The organism is Acidobacteriota bacterium, from assembly GCA_033549365.1.
In the GTDB taxonomy this organism is placed as follows: domain Bacteria; phylum Acidobacteriota; class Aminicenantia; order Aminicenantales; family Saccharicenantaceae; genus JAWSUF01.
The window spans coordinates 32,342-51,610 of sequence record JAWSUF010000012.1; the positions used below are offsets into that span (position 1 = coordinate 32,342).

A 19,269-nucleotide genomic window follows, 5' to 3' on the forward strand; every position below is an offset into this window, starting at 1 on the left:
ATTAGATTCTAGGGGGGTGCCCCAGTGAAGTGTCCGAAGTGCCGGACCGACGAGATCGGCCGGGGCGGCATGGGAGTCATGTTTGAGGCCTAGCGCATGGGAGTTCTTGATCCGCTCGCGACATCTATAGACGACTGGTAGGCAAGACCCGCATCTCGCAGCGGGGAGCCGGCCGGCGGACTGCACAATCCTAATTTTTTCGAAGCCCAACAACAGGAGCATCTTGAAAACGTTCCGGGATATGCATATTCTTTTATGAAGGAAAACCGCCGAAAGGAGGGCGCCGTGTTCACAATCAAGAGGCTTCACCGAAGTCTGGGGTCCGCACTTCTGCTGGTCATGTTATTTTCAGGAGGGGCGGTGCCGGCGTCAGCCGCGGCGGCCGCTTATCCCCCCGCCTCGGCCGAGTCCCGGCACACCGCCGAAGTCCTTTTCGACGATCATTTCACCGGCCGGGCGCTCCGGTTCGATCTCTACCAGATCGGCCACGCCGCCGAGGAACAGGTCGCCGTCGACCGGATCATCGAAGAGCCGCTCTGGCCCGAAAACCGGACCCGGCTCGTCGATCCCTTCAACCTCGGGCGCTATGCGGTCAAGGTCATCGACGCCGCAACCGGTACGCTGATCTTCTCCCGGGGATTCGACTGCCTGTTCGGGGAATATAAAACCACAACCCCGGCCGCCGAAGGCATTCGGCGCGTTTTCCAGAGGCCGGTCCGCATCCCCCATCCGAAGAAGCCTTTCGTTTTTGCGGTGGAGGTCCGGGATAGGGACAATGTCCTCCAGCCGCTCTTTTCCGCCGAAATCGATCCCGGGGATTATCACATCATCCGCGGGGGGGCGGCCGGAGCGGATACGATCTACGAAGTTCAACAGACCGGCGACCCCCTCGAACGCGTGGATGTCGTCATCGTCGCCGAGGGCTACACAGCGGCCGAAGAAGCCAAGTTCCGCGCCGACGCCGACCGGATGACCGGCTGGCTCTTCTCGGTCGAGCCTTTCAAGAGCGCCCAGGACCGGTTCAACGTCACGGCCGTCCTGCGTCCGTCCCTCGAATCGTCCGTGGACGAACCGCGCCAGGGCCTCTTCCGCAAGACCGCCCTCGACGCCTCTTTCAACGCCCTCGACCTCGACCGCTATCTCCTCGTCGACAAACTCCATCGCCTCCGCGAGATCGCCTCTCAGGTTCCCTACGACACGATCGTGGTCATGGTCAACAGCCCCCGTTACGGCGGCGGCGGAATCTACAACGACTACTGCATCACGACGGTCGACAACGTCCGGAGCAAGGACGTCTTCATCCACGAGTTCGGCCATTCCTTCGCCGGCCTGGCCGACGAGTACTACACCTCCGAGGTCTCCTACAACGAGTTCTATCCCCCGGGAATCGAACCGCTGGAACCCAACATCACGGCCCTTCTCGATCCCGAAAACATCAAGTGGAAAGACCTTCTTTCGCCCGGCATTCCGATCCCGACCCCGCACGGCAAGGAGGAAATCGAGGCTCTCCAGGACGAACGCCGTAAGAGCCGGGAGGCCGCAGCCCGAGAGATCGAGGAGGCCAAGGCATCGGGCCTCTCAGGCGAAGCGTTCCTAAACCTCCAGGCCCGGCACAAGGCCGCCGACGATGATTTCGCAAAACGGATCGAGGAGGTCCGCGCCCGCTTCCGCCATCTCGAAGACAAGGTCGGGGCCTTCGAAGGCGCCGGTTACGCCGCCAAGGGCCTCTTCCGCTCAATGTTGCATTGCCTCATGATCTCAAGCCCCACGGGCGAGTTCTGCCGCGTCTGTCAGGCCGCCATTTCCCGGATGATCGATTATTACGCCGGAGAGGATGCGCCCGTCCCGGGGCCGCGGCCCTGAAAAGGGAGGAGGACGGCATGTTTCTGAGAAAAATCAACGGCCTGACGATCGAATGCGTTCGGGGGAATATCGCGGTGCAGCCCGGTTTCGACGCCGTCGTCAACGCGGCCAACGCCGAACTCAGGCCGGGCGGAGGCGTGGCCGGAGCGATTCACAGGGCCGCGGGTCCGGGACTTGATGAGGAGTGCCGCCCGCTTGCGCCCATCCGGCCGGGTGAGGCCGTCATCACGGGCGCCCACCGGCTGCCCAACCGCCACGTGATCCACTGCCTCGGCCCGGTTTACGGGCAAGACGAACCGTCCGAAGATCTGCTCGCCACTTGTTACCGCAACGCCCTCCACCTTGCGGAAAATCACGGCCTCGGATCCGTCGCCTTTCCGGCGATTTCGGCGGGCGCTTTCGGCTACCCGCTCGAACCTGCGGCCCGGACGGCCCTGGCGGCGATCGTCGAGGAGGCACCCCGGTTGTCCTGCGTCAAGATCGTCCGTTTCGTACTGTTTGACGCCGCCGATCTCGAAATGTTCGGCAGCATCCTCGCGGAACTCATTCCGGAAAAAGCCGAAGATGTTTGACTATTCCACCTGATGGCGGAGGATGGTCTTCAGCTTTTCCGGCGCGCGGGCAGACCGGCCTCTTTTCTGAGGGCGGCCGCCTTGTCGGTCTTCTCCCAGGTGAAGTCCGGATCGTTGCGGCCGAAGTGGCCGTAAGCGGAGGTCTTGGTGTAGATCGGACGGCGAAGCTTCAGCGTTTCGATGATGTCTTTGGGCTTGATCGGGAAATGTTTCTTGATCAGTTCGACAATTTTTGTCTCTGGGATTCTTCCGGTGCCGAACGTGTCGACATGGATCGCCATGGGCGCCGCCACGCCGATGGCGTAGGCGAGCTGGACTTCGCACCGGTCGGCCAGGCCGGCCGCCACGATATTTTTGGCGATATAACGGCAGGCGTAGGTGGCACTCCGGTCGACCTTGCTGGGATCCTTTCCGGAGAAGCAGCCGCCGCCGTGACGGCCCATGCCGCCGTAGGTGTCGACGATGATCTTGCGCCCGGTGACGCCGGTGTCGCCTTCAGGTCCGCCGATCACGAACCGTCCCGTAGCGTTGATGAAGACCTTGGTTTTCTTGTCCATCCAGCGGCCGCAGACGGGTTCGATGACGTGTTTTCGGATCTCTTTGGCGAGGGTTTTCTCGGAAAGGTCATCGATATGCTGCTGGGCGATCACTACGGCTTCGACGCGGGCGGGTTTGCCGTCGTGATATTCGACCGTCACCTGGCTCTTGCCGTCCGGGCCGAGGCTTTTCACAATGCCCTTTTTCCTGACTTTCGCCAGTCTCATGGTCAGCTTGTGGGCGAGCGTGATCGGAAGCGGCATGAGTTCAGGGGTTTCATTGCAGGCGAAGCCGAACATCATGCCCTGATCGCCCGCTCCCTGCTCCTTGGTCTTCGAGGCGGTCACACCCTTGCAAATGTCCGGGCTCTGAGCATGGATGGCGGACCAGACGCCCGCATCCTCGCAGTCGATGCCGAACCGCGGATCGGTGTAGCCGATGTCTTTGAGAGTTTTCCGGACGATTCGCTGGACATCGGCATATCCGTTGGTCGTGACTTCGCCGGCAATGTGGACCGTGCCCGTCGTCGTCAAGGCTTCGACGGCGACCCGGGAATTCGGATCCTGCCGAAGCAGATCGTCGAGGATGGAATCGCTGACCCGGTCGCAGAGCTTATCGGGATGTCCCTCGGTGACGCTTTCGCTCGTAAAATATGTTTTTTTCATGGCCAACTCCTTGTCCAAGTAAATCTAAGCGGACGGCTTAAGCGTAGTATTTTAGTCGGGTTTTCCCCGACTTTCAAGGTTTTTTTGACGGGAGACGCCGAGCTTCGGGTTGACGATCGTTTATTCGCGGGACTTTTGATCCCGGCCGGCCAGCAGCGTCTCGATCTCCTCGATCTCCTTGGGAACGCCGGCCGTTAAAACCTTGCATCCGTCGCGGGTGATAAGGACGGTGTCCTCGATGCGGATGCCGAAGCCCTTCTCGGGATAATACAAGCCCGGCTCGATGGCGAAAACCATCCCTTCCTTGAGCACCCCGCCGAGTGGAACGTCGTGAACGGAAAGCCCGACGCCGTGGCCGAATCCGCCCAGAAGACCGCGGGCGTCGATGCCCTTGGCTTTCATGACGGCGGCAACGTGGTCACGGACGGACTGAGAAGTCGCCTCTGGCCGATAAGCTTCGATGCAGGCCTTCTGGACTTCGAGCACTGTCCGGTAGGCCTCTCTCTGCTCGTCCGTGAAACGGCCTGAAGCCGGCCAGGTCCGGGTGATGTCCATGGTCAGATTATCGAGATCGGCTCCGAAATCCATGAGGATGAGGTCCCCTTCCTCGACGCGGCGGGAGTTCTTGTCGTAGTGCCAAACGCAGGAGTTGGGCCCCGAACCCACGATGGGCGCATAAGCCGGCCCCTTGGCTCCATGTTTCAAAATGACGAAAACGGCCGCGGCCTCGATTTCATATTCAAAGACGCCGGGCTTTCCGGCCAGCATGGCCTGTCTGACGGCCGCCGCCGAAATCCGGCCGTTCCGCCTGAGTATTTCGATTTCCTCGGCGGACTTGATGACCCGCAGGGCGTCGATCGCCGGAGCGACATCGAGGAATTCCATCTGCGGGTAGCGTTCTTTCAGTTTGGCGAGGCGGTGACCGTCGATGGCAATCTGATCATTGTAATGGGTGCGGGCCCGGCGTGCCGCCATGAGCGCGGTTTCGGACCGCGACTGATCCATGGTGTCCCGCGGCGAAAGCCGGACATGGAAGCGTCCCTTGAAACGAGCCAGGTTGCGGGCCAGGAACTCGTCGAAATAGCTCGTCGGATAAATGTCGGTGAAGCCGGTCTTGGATTTACCTTCCGGGTCCTTGAGGAGATTCGGGCCATCGACCATTTCCTCGCGCGGGGTCAGCAGAGGCAGGAAAAGAAATGCCTGCCGCTCAGCAGGCATTATGATGAGTTTCGCGCCGAGGGCTTCGATCCCGGAAAAATAGAAGAAATCGTTGTCCTGGCGGAAGTGGGCGCCGGCCGGCACGGCCGCATCGCCGAAGAGGATGACGGCCCCGTTGCCGAGGTTTTCCATCAGGGCGGTCCGGCGGCGATCGAATTCCTCCCGAGTGAAGCCCGTCCTCTGTCCAAAGGCCGGGATGACGGCAAGCATGGTCAAAAGAATTGCGGCGGAAAACACTTTGAAACGTGCGGTTTTCATCATGGCGGGGCACCTCCTCATTGAGAGGTCAGTGTAAGCCATTAACGGAGCAAGGTCAATTTGGAGGCCTCAGGTTCAGGCCTTGCCGAGAACCATGGACAGCAGGGCCATCCGGACATAGAGACCATATTCCATCTGGCGGAAATAGGCGGCCCGCGGGTCATCGTCGAAATCGACGTTGATTTCGTTGACGCGCGGGAGAGGATGCATGACGATCATTTTCGGCTTGGCCGCCTTCATGACGGCCTTGTCGATGACATAGGCACCCTGCGCCGAGTTGTAGACATCCTCGCTCGGAAATCGTTCTCTCTGGACGCGGGTGACATAAAGGACGTCGGTTTCAGGGAGGACCTGATCCAAGGCCGTGTGTTCGGCTTGAGATATCCCCTTGGCATCGAGTTCGGCGATGATTTCGGGAGGCATCCGCAGGATTTCGGGTGAGACATAATGGATCTTCGCATTGTAGAGCGACATGAGCCGGGCCAGGGAGTGAACGGTCCGCCCGTACTTGAGGTCGCCCAGCATGGTTATCGTCAATTTATCCAGGCGGCCGAGTTCCTCATGGATGGTAAAACCGTCCAGAAGAGCCTGCGTGGGGTGTTCGCCGACGCCGTCACCGGCGTTGATGACCGGCTTGCGGGCGGCTTCGGAGGCGATGGCCGCCGAACCGAGTTCGGGATGGCGGATGACAATGACATCGGCATAGCATTCCAGAGTCCGGATTGTGTCGGGCAGGCTTTCGCCCTTGGCCACGGAGGAGTAATGCACTTCGTTGATGGAGATCACACTGCCGCCCAGACGCTGCATGGCGGCGACGAAGGAGGATGAGGTTCGAGTCGACGGTTCATAAAAGAGGTTGGCCAGGATTTTTCCCTTGAGAAGGTCGAAGGTGCCGACCCGCTCGACCATGACCCGCATTTCGTGGGCCACCGCATAAATATATTCCAGGTCGGCGCGGCTGAACTGCTTGGTGGAGATAATGTCCTTGCCGTACCAGGGCGCGGTTCGCTGATCGCCGAAAGGCAGGTGGGGATTTTTGGCGTGAGCAGGCATCGGGACCTCCTTGATCTTCGCTCCATGCTACATCAGGATCGAAGAGGGAGTCAACTTGAAAGGAATTGCAACACCATGGGAGTTTTGTTATGATATTTATCAGGATTCAAGTGATACTTCGAGGGTGAAATGAAAGGATTGTGGCGCATTCGTTATTATCGGGATCGACTCAGAGATCACATTAGAGAGAGAGAGAGAGAGAGAGAGAGAGAGAGAGAGGACTTTGGAAGTCCGGAATAAATCGATCCCGGCTCCTTCTGATTACGACAAAGCCTGGTCGGCTTACTCCGCGCGATGGGACCGCGAGGTCCGGAAAACCGGCCACCGTTTTCTCGGCGACGAGTGGGGAACGCCGGATCTCACGGAAAAAGTCGTCGGCGATTTCGTCTCCCCCTACCTGAGATCCGGAGACGAGGTCCTCGAAATCGGCTGCGGCGGCGGTAAATACAGCGAGATCCTGGCTTCACGCGATATCCGTCTGGTTTGCGGCGACGTATCCCGGCACATGCTCGAGCGCACGAAAAATCGACTCGCCGGCCGTTCAAACGTCCGCTTCGCCAAGCTCAACGGATGCAACCTGAACTCGTTTTCCGACGCCGCCTTCGATCTCATTTTTTCCTTTGATGTTTTTGTCCACCTGGACATCGAAGACACGTTTTCCTACCTCGGGGAGATCCGCCGGACTCTGAAACCCAGCGGATACGGAGTCCTGCATTTCGCCAACCTGATTTCCGAGGACGGCTGGAAAAAATTCGAAACGGAGTCCGTATTCAATATCGGCGGTCACAAGCACTTCGACCGATTCCGCTTCCTGACCTGGGAAATCGTGGAAAAGATGGTGACCCACTTCGATTTCCGCATTCTCGACTCTTGGAAAGAACCCTGGCGGGATATTCTCGTTGTTTTCCAAAAACCCTGACCTGCCCCGACCTGAGATTAAGGTTGCCGATCATCCATCGCTGCGCGGATTCCAGCGCCGGGCAAGCCTGATCGCCGGGGTTCAAACGGGCTGAAGACGAGAGCTGTCAGTGACTTCCATCGGTCCAAGCAGGTTGAAAAGGCCGGAAGAGGCGACGGCTTCTCAGTTTGACCGCGGGAGGCCGGCGGGTTTATCATTTTGAAGCGCCCTCTGACTCCGGAGAAAGGAGACCCAAAATGAAATCCGGAAACCCTGTCCTTCGAAATATTGAATATTGCCGGTTTTCTTTAAGCCTCATCGCAGCCGTATGGCTTACCGCTGTCGCCGCATTCGCCGCAGGACCGGCTTCCCCGTCCTGGCTGCGCTATCCGGCCATCTCGCCCGACGGCTCCACAATCGTCTTCGTCTACAAAGGAGACATCTACCGGGTTTCCTCATCCGGAGGTTCCGCCGTCCCCCTGACCCTGCACGAAGCCCACGATTTCAAGCCTGTCTGGAGCCCCGACGGAAAGACCATCGCTTTCGCCAGCGACCGCTTCGGCAACTTCGACATCTTCATCATATCGGCCGAAGGCGGTCCGGCCCGCCGCCTGACTTCCCATTCGGCGGCTGAAATCCCCTTCACCTTCAGCCCGGACGGGCGGGATGTTTATTTCGGCGCGGCCCGGACGGACACGGCCGCCCACCGCGGCTTTCCCACCGGATATCTGCCCGAGCTCTACCGGGTGCCCGTTGACGGTGGACGGGCCGTTCAGGTTCTGACGACCCCGGCCGAAGATGTTCATCTCAGCCGGGACGGACGCTATTTGATCTATCACGACAAGAAAGGCGGCGAAAACGAGTGGCGCAAACGCCACACTTCGGCCGTCACCCGCGACATTTGGGTCTTCGACACACAGACCGGCCGCCATACCAAGATCACGAAGTCCGACGGCGAGGACCGCAGTCCCGTTTTCACAAACGGCGACACGGAATTCCATTACCTGAGCGAGGAAAGCGGCACGTTCAACGTCCATCGGATGAGCGTCGAGGGCGGCCCCTCGGCTCAGGTGACGACCTTTAAAACCCATCCCGTCCGTTTCCTGAGTGCGGCCGTTGACGGCACCCTGTGTTTCGGCTGGGACGGCGGGATCTATACCCAACGCGAAGGCGGAGAGCCGCAGCGCATTTCAATCACCTTGTCCGCCGACGCCCGCACCAACAATGAGGTCGTCGTCCCGATCAGCGGGGGCGCACGGGAGTTTGCCGTTGCGCCGAGCGGCAAGGAGATCGCCGTCATCGTCCGCGGCAGCGTGTTCGCCTCCAACGTCGACGGCGGCATGACCAAACGCGTGACTTCGTCAGGCGGCCGGGAACGGGGCGTCTCCTTCTCCCCGGACGGCCAGGCTCTCCTCTACGCCTCACAGCGCAGCGGGCGCTGGGGGATTTATGAGACACGGCGAACCCGGCCCGAGGAACCTTATTTCTACGCCTCCACGGTTCTCGAGGAAACGCCCGTGATCGTCAACGAGCACCAGAACACCCAGCCCGCCTACTCGCCCGACGGCAAAGAGATCGCCTACATCGAGAACCGCATGACGCTCAAGGTCCTCAATCTCGAGTCGAAACAAACCCGGACCCTGCTCACGGACCGGGAGCTCTTTTCCATGCGCGACAATGACCAGCACTTCGAGTGGAGCCCGGACGGACGCTGGATCCTTTTCCACCTGTCCGTTCCCGGCTTCAGTCCCGGCGAGATGGGACTCGTCAAGGCCGACGGAACGGAAAAGGCCGTCAATCTGACCCTGAGCGGATTCGACGACCGCCGTCCGAAATGGATTCTCGGCGGGACCGCCGCGATCTGGTTCAGCAACCGCGACGGCCTGAAGTCCGTGGCCTGGAGCGGCGGGACCCAGAGCGACGCCTATGCCCTGTTCTTCACGCGCGAGGCCTGGGACCGCTTCCGCCTGAGCAAGGAAGACGCCGCCTTGCTCAAGGACATCGAGGAGAAAAAAGCCAAGGACGAAAAGCCCAAGGACGGCAAAGACGCCGACGACAAGAAAGAGGTCAAGGAACTGGTGATCGATTGGGACGGTCTCGAACAACGAAGAGCCCGGCTGACCCTCCATTCATCGTCTCTCGGCGACGCCCTGGTCAACCGGGACGGAGACACGCTCTATTACCTGGCCCGATTCGAACGCGGGTTGAACCTGTGGACGACCGACCTCAAGACACGGGAAACGAAAATGCTCGCCGCCCTCAACGCCTCAAGCGGCACGCTGGCCTGGGACAAGGACCATAAATCCATTTTCCTTCTGGCCGACGGCGGGTTGTCGAAGATCGATCCGTCGAGCGGTAAGCGCGACACCATCGTCTTCCGCGGCGAAATGACCGTCGATCAGGCCGCCGAGCGAAAAGAGATGTTCGAACATGTCTGGAGGAGGACTCTCGAAACGTTCTATACGGACGGACATCATGGAGCGGACTGGACGGCTCTTAAATCCGAATACGAAAAGCATCTTCCGGACATCGGCAACAACCACGAGCTCGCCGAACTTCTCAGCGAACTTTTGGGCGAGCTCAACGTCAGCCACAGCGGGGCCCGCTTCAATGCGTCCGTTGAAAACGCCGATGAAACCGCCTCCCTGGGCGTCATCGCCGACCCCGCCTATCCAGGCCCGGGAATGAGGATTGTGGAAGTCATTTCAGGGGGGCCGCTGGACAAGGCCGGTTTGGACATCGCACCGGGAACGATCATCGAGTCCGTCGACGGACGGACGATCGGAGCCGGAGAGGATCCGGCCCCGTTCCTCAACCGCAAGGCCGGACAAAACACGCTTCTCGTCCTGAGCCATAACGGGAAAAAGCGCGAGGTCGCCGTCAAACCCGTGACACCCCGCGAGGAGGCGGCCCTTCTTTATCGAAGATGGGTCCGGCGCAACCGGGACGAAGTCGACAGGCTGAGCGGCGGACGGCTGGGCTACATTCACGTTCCCAGCATGAGCGACGGAGCCTACCGCTCGGCTTTCGATGAGGTCATGGGAAGATTCGCCGACCGGGAGGGTTTGGTGGTCGATACCCGGTTCAACGGCGGCGGGGACTTGGTCGCCGACCTGGCCATGTTCCTGAGCGGCGAGAAATTCATGAACTACACGACGGACACACGGAGCGCCGGCTACGAGCCCAATTTCCGCTGGACCAAACCCAGCATCTCGCTCGTCAACGAGGCCAACTACAGCGATGGGCATTGTTACGCCGCCGCTTATCAGATGATGAAGATCGGAAAACTTGTCGGCATGCCCGTCCCGGGAACCTGCACCTTCGCCGGTTGGGAAGCGCTCGGCGAGACCGGCATCCGCTGGGGTGTCCCGCCGCTTGGAGTCAAAGTTGCGGGCATCGGCTATCTTGAAAACCATCAGACCGAACCCGACATCCTTGTCCGGAACTCTTTCGAAGCGCTCGCCGAAGGACGGGACGAACAACTGGAGGCCGCCGTCGCCGAACTCCTCAAGAAGATCCAATAGACGATCTTGATTCTTATCTTGATGCAATGATATGATTCGCCGGCCCATTTCGGGAACCGGGATCATAAGAACGGAACGGGAATTCCATCATGAACGAGCGCAAGCCGGGTTTTCGGCGCTACCGGACTCCAATGATCATCGGGTTGCTTGTCGCCGTCGGCTTCATCCTGAGAATATGGGGAACGGCCGGCGTCCACAACCGGGCCGACGATCATTTGCAGATCCGGCAGGCCCAAGCCGCCTATACGGAGTATTTCGAGGCGGACCTCGGCTATCCCGTTTTTTACCAATATCTGGGGGGATACCTTCTCAAGGGGCTGAACGCTTTTTTCCAGGTTATCGGAGCGGTCGAAAAAGGCCGCCTCATGGAGTGGGATTATCACACGACCGCACTCATCCTGAGGTTGCTGTCCGCCTTTTTCGGGGCCGCATCCATTCTGTTGACATTTCTCGTCGCCAAAAAACTGTTCGGGGAAACGGTCGGACTCCTGTCCGCCTTTTTTCTCTGCTTCGCCTACTACCACGTCCTTGTCGGCCATACCGCTCTTCTGGACAACCAAATGGGCTTTTTCATCCTCCCCGCCTTTCTGTTCACCATCGCCATCCTCCGCGAGGGGAAATCCATCTCCTACCTTCTCGCCGGATTGACGGCGGGGCTGGCCGTCGCATCCAAATACAACGCCGTCTTCATCGTCCTGACGATTCTCGTCGCTCATGTTCTCCGATGGGCGGGCAAAAAAAACATCGTGAAGATCCTTTTCGACGGGAAGCTTTTTCTGGCCGGCGGAGCCACCGTTTTCGGATTTATCGCGGGCAATCCCCCCATTTGGATGGCCTTCCGATGGTGGTGGTCCAACGTGACCCGCTACAGCCGGATATTGCGGCATCAGGACGAGTGGATGGTCGATCGGACTTTTTCCAATATCTGGGATTTCCTTCTCTATAACAAGTATACGGGCGCCGCAATCACCGTCCACTATTCCCTCAAAACGGCCCTGTTCGTCCTCCTGATCCTGGGATGTGTCCTGATGATCCGGCGGCGCGGAAAAGAGGACCTTCTTCTTCTCTCCTATCCGTTTTTTACGATTCTCATCGGGCTGGGCTTCTTCGGGATCGTCCGGCCCCGGGAACATTTCGCCCTGATCCCGTTTTACGTCATCATCGCCGCCGCCGGTTTTCTCTGGATTCTGGAGAGGCTCAAAAAACTTCGCCCTTCGCGCGGAGCCGCCGCCGTTCTTGCGGCGGTTCTCCTGCTTGTTTCGTCCTATCCTTCCTTGAAGGTCGCCAAAGACATGTTGCGCCTGTTCAGCGAACGGGACACCTGCGAATACGGGGAAGACTGGATCTATGAGAATATTCCTCCGGGAAGCCGGAATATTTTCGAGACCTACACGTCTTTCATCCACACACCGTTTTCGAAATACACCGAAATCTTTCCGGACAGATACAAGCTCGGCGTTCACTTCATCTTTGGAAGTTCTTTGAAGGACCGGCCCTTCGAACGGCTGAGGAAAAACGCCCGGTTCGTTCACGTCTCGAATTTCCATCCTCAAAGATTCGGCGGCGGGGCCAAGTACTACCAAAAGGAGATTTCGTTTTACCGCAAAATCTTCCGGGAATTCACGCTTGTCAAAAGATTCGCGCTCAAGGAAATCTCCAGCAAGAGCCCGACCCAGTTCATCTTTTCGACGAAACAGCTTCCTGAAAGAGATGTCCCCTTGATCTTTCCCCGACAGCTCTCACTGATTCAGAGAGAGCGGGACATGTTTTTCGACGCCCCCGGCGAGTATGGAAAAAGCAATCTCATCATCCGGCTCGAAGGCGGCCGGCGGGCTGTGAGGACAATCCTTTCGCCGCAACCCATCCGGGAGATTGTCATCTTCGTCGCCGGAACAGGCGGAGAAAAGGTTCGGATCGGTCGCGATGTTCTGACCGTCGGCCTAGGGGGAAACGCCGTCCATCGCCTGTCCTCCGTTCGCCGGATTCGGGCCTTCTCCGAACCCGGCACTCGCGTGGACATTCAGTCCCTGGATGCACGGCCCCTGCTCATCAAAATTCATTTCGAGCCGCTGAGGATCGGATATGAATATTTCCAAATCGGGATGTGGGAGGAAGCCGCCGCCCGTTTTGCCGAGGCGCTCGAAAGGCATCCGGAAAATCCCGACGCCGCGGCATATCTCCAGGCCTCGCTGCGAAAAATGTTACGGGATTTCGAACCCCTGTCGGCCCGGGAATGGAACAGAGCTTTGTCCGTTTATGACCTCGAAGATATGGACGACTGGACGCGGCGCATGGAAAGACTGACGGGGATGGATGTGGAGTTTCTCATCGATTCTCTGGCGCTCTATCTCGAAGCCGAGGATCTCGAGGAGAGCCTTCCCGTTGTCTTCGACCGGGCCTTTCTGAACGGGAAGGCGCTTCTCGTCGAACGGGACGCGCGGCTGAATCTGCCGTTTTTCCTGCCTGGAGATTACACGGCCGAAATCATGGTATTCTCTCCCGGCGGCATTCCCGACGCGGACGTTGAAATCGTTTCGGGAGATCGCGCGCGAACTCCGGCGGCCGGCGGCCCGGCGGCGGACGGATTCTGGAAATGGGAGATCCCTTTCCGGAACGATCGAGGCGAAGTGTCTCTCCATGTGGGGATCGGGGATTTTCCCGTGATCATCGACAACATCCAAATCCGGCCGGATGTCCGGAAGTTCTTCCTTGATAAAAAGATGGAGCTGGCGTTTCACGACCTGGAGAAGGAGGCAGAACGGCCGTGACCGTAAAAACCCGAAACCTGCTGATCCTCGCGATTTTCGGGGCCGGGCTGTTCCTGAGGTTCTGGGGGCTGTCCCCGGATGTTCCCGAACCGAGGGATGTTTTCGCGGCGAAAGCCGTTCTTGAAGCCTATGAGGGGGGCGCCGGTCTTGTTCTCAAGGGCCTCTCGCTTTTTCTTTCCGTGATTTTCTTGCACAAAGAGCCTTCTCCTTATCCTTTCACGATCGAGCATGTCCTTCTCATCTCCAGAATCGCATCGGCGTTCCTGAGTTTTCTCTGGCTCCCGGTGCTTTTCCTTTCGTTGAAAAAGCTCTTCCGTGAGAAAGCGGCCATCCTGGGGACATTTCTTTTTTCCATCGCCTTCATTCCCATCGCAGGAAGCGGAAAACCGGATTCTGTGGCGCTTTTCGGACTGTTTGTTCTTATATCGATCGCTTTTTCGGCCTCAATCATCCATTCCTCAAAACAACTCCCCTATCTTCTCGCAGGGCTTTTTGCCGGCCTGGCAGCCGCCTGTGATATTCGTGGAGTCCTGGCGGTTGGAGCGATCGTCGCCGCCCATCTTACCCGCAAGAATCCGGCAGATTCCCTCAAGGCCCGGTTCCTGAATGCCCGGCTTCTTTTCTCCGGATTTTCGTGTTTTGCGGGCTTTTTAACCGGCCGCGTCCTGATTATTCTCGTGAGGTTGCCGGGAGGAACCACGGCCGCACCCATCGATTTTCCGCAATTCGTCAAGCGCACGGTTTCCGCATTCGCATCGGGAGAGGGCCTGCTCTTTTTTATCGCCATCCTCTTCGGCATCGCCGGCCTCATCCTCTATCGGCGCGACGCTCATGTCCCGGTCTTCTTCATTTTCCCCGTTCTGTTCCTGGCCGCCGTTCCTCTGGCCGGTTCGGAGCCCCGCAACGATCTCGTCGTCCTGTCTCCCTTTTATGCCGCCCTGGCCGGTCTGGGCATCGCCTCTCTTCTGGAAAGACAAGGGGCCCGGGAAGTTCGCATCATTCTGCATGCAGCCGTCGTCCTGTTGCTGGCGGCGCTTTCGGCGCGAACCGTCGTCAACGGATACATGCGTTGGGACGACGACACCGCCGCCATCGCCCGGCGGTGGATCGTCCGGAATCTGCCCGAAGACCTGCTCTGCCGGCCCGGCGGGCAGGACTGCGAGCCGATGAAAGTCATTCATCTCAAAGAAGGTTATTTCGGAAACCGGCCGCGGACCGTTTACGGCGCATCCGGCGGGGCGTCCGTCAACATTCCGATACCTCTTCCCGAAGTTCCCTGGCAGGGCCCTATCCCGAGAGAGTTCGAAATTCTGGACGGCAGTCCTTACGGCAAGGAAACGAAAAGCTTTCGGATCGAGGGCGGGCAAAAAACGGAAAGAATCTTCATATCCCGCACTCCTCTGAAAAAAATCGACATCCATTTTCTTCTCAATGAATCCGACGGAGACATCATCGTCCGCAACGGATTCCAGAGACGGAAAATCGCCATTGAGAATGGCCGCGAGGCTCATCTTGTTCTGGCCCCGCAGCTCACCTTCCCGTTCCATCGTTACCGCTACTCGATCCGGATCAAAGCCTCCAAGGACCTGAAGAGTTCCTTTGTCAGGATTCTCCCCGATATTCCTGAGACGGCGGGAGTCGATCCCCGGCTCTTCATCGAATCGAAAAGCCTCTTTCTTGAAGCCGAAAACATGGAGCGGACGGGAGGACGGCTTGTAGAGGCGGCTTGAAAATATCTCCAAATCACCGCCCGGACGGACCGGCCGCGATCAACCGCAGGACGGAACGGCCTTTCCCCTGATCTCCGAGATCAGGATCGCCCAGGCGCAGCCGACGCCCGCACGGACCGATATCGCGCCGAACGGGCAATTTTTCGCGCAGGCGCCGCACTCCATGCACCGGTCACGATCTGTAATCCAGGCCTTTTTCCCTTCAATGGAGAAAACGCCGTGCGGACAGACCGCGGCGCACATCCCACAGCCCGTGCATAGGTCGGGGTCGTAAGCCAATGTCGCGACGTTTCGAAGATATCGAAGCTCGTTCATAAGATTTCCTCTTAAAAACCCCGGATCAAGGCAACGACCAGAACAACAATTCCCAGAGATGCCGAAACGAGGACGGCCGGCACAGCGACTCTCATTTCCTTGAGAACTCCGGACAGCGACGTGAAAGTCGAAGAGCCGGTGAAGCCCATGGCCAGGAAGGTCGAAACGGCCGGAAGCAGCAACAAATAGGCCGCCGCCCATTCCCATGATGCTCCATCCGGCGGGATCAATCCCCGAAACCAACAGACGGCCGCGGCCCAGGCCACGCCCGCAAGCCAGCCTTTCAAGGCAAAGGCCCGGACGGGAATCCAGGGCAGAAGGATCGGAACGAGAAATGCGCCGACCAGGACGGCGCCCAGAAAGGGAAGCCAGATTTCACGGAACGGCAACGGCAACCCGAAGAGGTAGAGTACGCCGAGGACGGCGGTCGCCGGGAGGAGATACTTGAACGGATTGATCAATTCCACCGCCGTCAACACCAACCTGTCTTTGAAGGTGAAAACAACACGGCGCATTTCCGGCGTCGCTTTCATGCCGGCGGCGAGAAAACCTTTGATATCGGCCGCCCTCACGGGTCCGTAGACGACCTTGAAACGGGTCCGGCGCGCGACATCATGAGCCGCGACGCCCGGGGCGCCCAACTGCGGCAGAATCAGCGTCCGATGGGAAACGACCCGGTCCAGGCCGGAGTCTTCGATCCGATACACCAATTCATCAGTCCCGAACGTCCCCTTGCCGGCGGCACACCAGACATTGATCCCTTTCGTGTCCAGAACGAGGATCCAGGCATCGAGACCGGACAATTCGCGGCGCAGCGCATCGAAACTCAATTTATAGTTGGCCGAGACCAGGACGGGCGAGTCCGGATGGGCGCCCCCGACGGCGTAAAGACCGGGCTTGATCTTATAGTTCATCCGGCCCAGGCCGAGACGGGCTTTGATCGTTCCCAGAACATCCGTTCGGCCGAGCTTTGTCCGGACGACCGGGACCGGTCCGGCGGGAGCCGCGGTCCGGCCCTCAATCCAACGATCCGATTCTTCGAGGAAGATTTCCTCTTCCTCTTTCTTCGAAGACCATCCGCAGCATTCCGGGCCGCAATCGCACGTATCTCGAGAAGCGCCGATTTCCTTTTTTCCCGCCATGCTTCCCGCTCCTACCTCTCCGGAGTTATCTTCTCTTCAGGATCGCCGTCGGCTTCACAGCACCGGGAGGTTGCATTGCCTTTCCTGACGGCGTCCGACAAGAGGCCGATGCTCTCGATCACGGATTCCCTCTTTTCCGAGGGAATGAATTCGAGAACCCGGCTGAAATAGGAATTGAAAACCGCCTCGATGTCATCGAACAGCTTCCGACCCTGATCCGTGAGCGAGATGCAGACATAGCGGCGGTCTTTTTCATTGGTCATCCTGTCGACCAGTCCGAGAAGAACAAGGCCCTGGATCAATCGGCTGAGAGTGCTTGTATCGAGTCCGAAATGCGAAGCCAGATCGACCAGGGAGACCTCCCGGCGATATCCGATTTCCAGAAGAGTATGACACTGGGCAAGGGTCAGCCCGCAGCAACCGGAATCGCGGCTGAACGGGCTGTTGATTTCCCGATCCAGAAGCCGAAGTTTTTCCCTGAGATAACGGATTTTTTGAGTGTTCATGGTTTTACCCTGAACAACGGTCGCTTATTATTTTCATTATACAATTATTATTTTATACATTAGTTGTATTTGTCAAGTTTTATTTCCTTTTCGGCTTGAAGACATTCTCTTGATATCTTCCGGGGCAAGTTTTATACTTCCGGCCAAAAGGAGAAGGAGATTCGGCATGCTGACAGCCCCTGAAAAACTCATATTCGTCCTTCTCATCCTGGCCACGGCCGCGGCGTTCCTCACTCCCATCATCCGCCGGATCCGAATCATTCAGGCCGGAATGCCGGACGGCCGGTTCTCTGATCTCTGGAGAAAATTCCGTCATGCCGCGACCAAGGTTCTTTTTCAGCGCTGCACGCTCCGCCGGGAGCGGGCCGCAACGGGACTGATGCACGCCCTCATCTTCTACGGGGCTCTGACGTTCGACACCATGACCGTCAACCACACCCTGGAGGGATTCTTCAGGGGTTTCTATCTTTTCGGCGAAACGTCCTTCGGCCTCCTCTTCTCCTTCCTGGTCAACGCCGCCGCCGTCTCGGTCATGATCGGCGTCGCCTTTCTCGCCTTCCGGAGGTTCGTCCTCAAGCCCAAAGCCTATGCCACGACACCCGGGGATTCGGCGGCGATCTATCTCCTGATCACCATGGCCACGGCGACCTATCTCTATTTCGAAGGCTTCTCCATCGCCCATCATCCCGAAACGGCGCGTTGGGCCTTCATCGGCTCCCGGATCGCCTCCGCCGTTCATCAATCGGGAATAAGCCCCGAGACCGTCGCCGCCCACGCCAAGATCGCCTGGTGGTCCCATGTCGTCGCCGTTTATGCCTTCATCGCCTATGTCCCCCACTCCAAGTATCTCCACATGTTCGCCGGGCCTTTCAATGTCTTCTTCCGCGGCGATGCGCCGAGCGGAGAGATGGAGCCTCTCGATCTCGAAAACTCCGAGGTTTTCGGGCTGGAGAAACCCGCCGATTTCACCTGGAAAGACAACCTCGACGCCTTCGCCTGCATGGAATGCGGCCGGTGCCAGGACGCCTGCCCGGCCTTCGCCGGAGGCAAACCGCTCTCGCCCAAGATGATCCTCTTCAACATGGAAAAAACGCTGCTCGCCTGCCATAAGGCCGTCGTTACGAAACGGCGGGACGAACAACCCGATCTCGTGCCCGCGACCTTCGCCGATGACGAGATCTGGGCCTGCACGACCTGCGGCGCGTGCGTCAAGGAATGCCCCGTCGAGATCGATCATATCCGGAAGATCGTCGGCACCCGCCGCGCCCGGGTGCTGATGCAGAGCCGGTTTCCCAACGAGCTCAACGCCTTTTTCCGGAATATGGAGACAAACGCCAATCCCTGGGGGATCGGCTTCGCCGAGCGCGCCGGCTGGGCGGACGGCCTTGACGTTAAGCCCATCCGGGATGTTCCCGGAGCCGAATACCTCTTCTGGGTCGGTTGCATGGGCGCCCATGACGACGCCGGAAAGGCGATCTCCGGCTCCTTCGTCAAAATTCTGCAAGCGGCCGGCATCAGGTTCGGAACGCTCGGGACGGAGGAAAAATGCTGCGGAGACTCGGCCCGCAGGCTGGGAAACGAGTATCTGTTCCAAACCCTGGCCGGGGAAAATATCGCCCTTTTCAAAAAATACGGCGTTCGAAAAATCGTCACGATCTGTCCGCACGGCTTCAACACCCTCAAGCATGAATATCCCAAACTCCTGGAGTCCGTTCCCGGACTGACGGAAAACGACAAGACGGAGTTGAGCAAGATCGAGGTCGTCTCCCATGTCGAACTCATTCGCAACCTCATCGCTTCAAACCGGATCGCCCTCCGGAAGGGCGACGGGGCGGCCTGCATATTCCATGACCCCTGCTATCTCGGCCGTCACAACGGGCTGACAAAGGCGCCGCGCGAGATCCTGGTTTCGGCTCTCGGCGGAAAACTCCGGGAGCTCAAGCGGCACGGCCTCGACAGCTTCTGCTGCGGGGCGGGAGGCGGGCTGATGTGGACCGAGGAGAAGATCGGCCGGAGGACCAATCACCTGCGGACGGAGGAGATTATCGCCTCGGGCGCCGAATCGGCGGCCGCGGCCTGCCCCTTCTGCCTGACCATGCTTCGGGACGGACTGAAGGACCTGGGCCGCGAAGACATCGGGGTACGGGACATCGCCCAAATCGTCGCCGAACGGCTGGTCGAAGCCGGTTGACGAATCCCGGATGGATTTAAAAGAGGAAT

Annotated in this window: 13 protein-coding genes; 7 read left to right on the plus strand and 6 right to left on the minus strand. The window is 58.9% G+C overall.

What is annotated here, in order from left to right; translation table 11 throughout:
• Nucleotides 1-285 precede the first annotated feature (285 nt).
• Together SCM96_13330 and SCM96_13335 are read left to right on the plus strand one after the other, a co-directional pair.
• Entirely contained in the window at nucleotides 286-1,863 is a 1,578-nt protein-coding gene (locus tag SCM96_13330) for a M64 family metallopeptidase (protein MDW7761600.1), read from the plus strand.
• Between the two features lie 17 nt (nucleotides 1,864-1,880).
• On the plus strand, nucleotides 1,881-2,435 hold the full coding sequence (locus SCM96_13335; GenBank protein ID MDW7761601.1) for a macro domain-containing protein: 555 nt from the start codon (nucleotides 1,881-1,883) through the stop codon (nucleotides 2,433-2,435).
• A 29-nt stretch (nucleotides 2,436-2,464) separates the two neighbouring features.
• Here SCM96_13335 and metK read toward each other — a convergent pair whose 3' ends face one another.
• The 3 genes from metK to pyrB form a co-directional block, all read right to left on the minus strand.
• Nucleotides 2,465-3,637 (minus strand): methionine adenosyltransferase, encoded by a 1,173-nt coding sequence (metK, locus tag SCM96_13340; protein ID MDW7761602.1) that lies wholly within the window; start codon nucleotides 3,635-3,637, stop codon nucleotides 2,465-2,467.
• A gap of 120 nt (nucleotides 3,638-3,757) precedes the next feature.
• Nucleotides 3,758-5,116 carry a Xaa-Pro peptidase family protein gene (locus SCM96_13345; GenBank protein ID MDW7761603.1) on the minus strand — a complete coding sequence of 453 codons (1,359 nt, stop codon included), beginning with the start codon at nucleotides 5,114-5,116 and terminating at the stop codon, nucleotides 3,758-3,760.
• A gap of 72 nt (nucleotides 5,117-5,188) precedes the next feature.
• Complete coding sequence (gene pyrB, locus SCM96_13350; protein ID MDW7761604.1) at nucleotides 5,189-6,166, minus strand: aspartate carbamoyltransferase; 978 nt, start codon at nucleotides 6,164-6,166, stop codon at nucleotides 5,189-5,191.
• A 223-nt stretch (nucleotides 6,167-6,389) separates the two neighbouring features.
• Between pyrB and SCM96_13355 the strand changes: the two genes are divergently transcribed.
• The 4 genes from SCM96_13355 (at nucleotide 6,390) to SCM96_13370 (ending at nucleotide 15,086) form a co-directional block, all read left to right on the plus strand.
• Entirely contained in the window at nucleotides 6,390-7,085 is a 696-nt protein-coding gene (locus tag SCM96_13355) for a class I SAM-dependent methyltransferase (protein ID MDW7761605.1), read from the plus strand.
• A gap of 236 nt (nucleotides 7,086-7,321) precedes the next feature.
• Nucleotides 7,322-10,588 carry a S41 family peptidase gene (locus tag SCM96_13360; GenBank protein ID MDW7761606.1) on the plus strand — a complete coding sequence of 1,089 codons (3,267 nt, stop codon included), beginning with the start codon at nucleotides 7,322-7,324 and terminating at the stop codon, nucleotides 10,586-10,588.
• Between the two features lie 89 nt (nucleotides 10,589-10,677).
• Entirely contained in the window at nucleotides 10,678-13,356 is a 2,679-nt protein-coding gene (locus SCM96_13365; protein MDW7761607.1) for a glycosyltransferase family 39 protein, read from the plus strand.
• The gene (locus tag SCM96_13370) at nucleotides 13,353-15,086 is read left to right on the plus strand and encodes a hypothetical protein (protein ID MDW7761608.1); all 1,734 of its coding nucleotides are present in this window, start codon (nucleotides 13,353-13,355) and stop codon (nucleotides 15,084-15,086) included. The genes SCM96_13365 and SCM96_13370 overlap by 4 nt, the downstream gene beginning before the upstream one ends.
• A 39-nt stretch (nucleotides 15,087-15,125) precedes the next feature.
• On the opposite strand, the gene hgcB is transcribed toward SCM96_13370, so the two are convergent.
• From hgcB to SCM96_13385, 3 genes are read right to left on the minus strand one after another with little or no spacing between them, the layout of a single operon-like run.
• Nucleotides 15,126-15,401: a mercury methylation ferredoxin HgcB gene (gene hgcB, locus SCM96_13375; GenBank protein MDW7761609.1), complete on the minus strand. Its 276-nt coding sequence runs from the start codon at nucleotides 15,399-15,401 to the stop codon at nucleotides 15,126-15,128.
• A gap of 11 nt (nucleotides 15,402-15,412) precedes the next feature.
• Nucleotides 15,413-16,543 (minus strand): mercury methylation corrinoid protein HgcA, encoded by a 1,131-nt coding sequence (gene hgcA, locus SCM96_13380; GenBank protein ID MDW7761610.1) that lies wholly within the window; start codon nucleotides 16,541-16,543, stop codon nucleotides 15,413-15,415.
• An 11-nt stretch (nucleotides 16,544-16,554) separates the two neighbouring features.
• Nucleotides 16,555-17,049: a MarR family transcriptional regulator gene (locus SCM96_13385; protein MDW7761611.1), complete on the minus strand. Its 495-nt coding sequence runs from the start codon at nucleotides 17,047-17,049 to the stop codon at nucleotides 16,555-16,557.
• A gap of 166 nt (nucleotides 17,050-17,215) precedes the next feature.
• Between SCM96_13385 and SCM96_13390 the strand changes: the two genes are divergently transcribed.
• Nucleotides 17,216-19,240 (plus strand): heterodisulfide reductase-related iron-sulfur binding cluster, encoded by a 2,025-nt coding sequence (locus SCM96_13390; protein ID MDW7761612.1) that lies wholly within the window; start codon nucleotides 17,216-17,218, stop codon nucleotides 19,238-19,240.
• The last annotated feature ends 29 nt before the right edge of the window (nucleotides 19,241-19,269 follow it).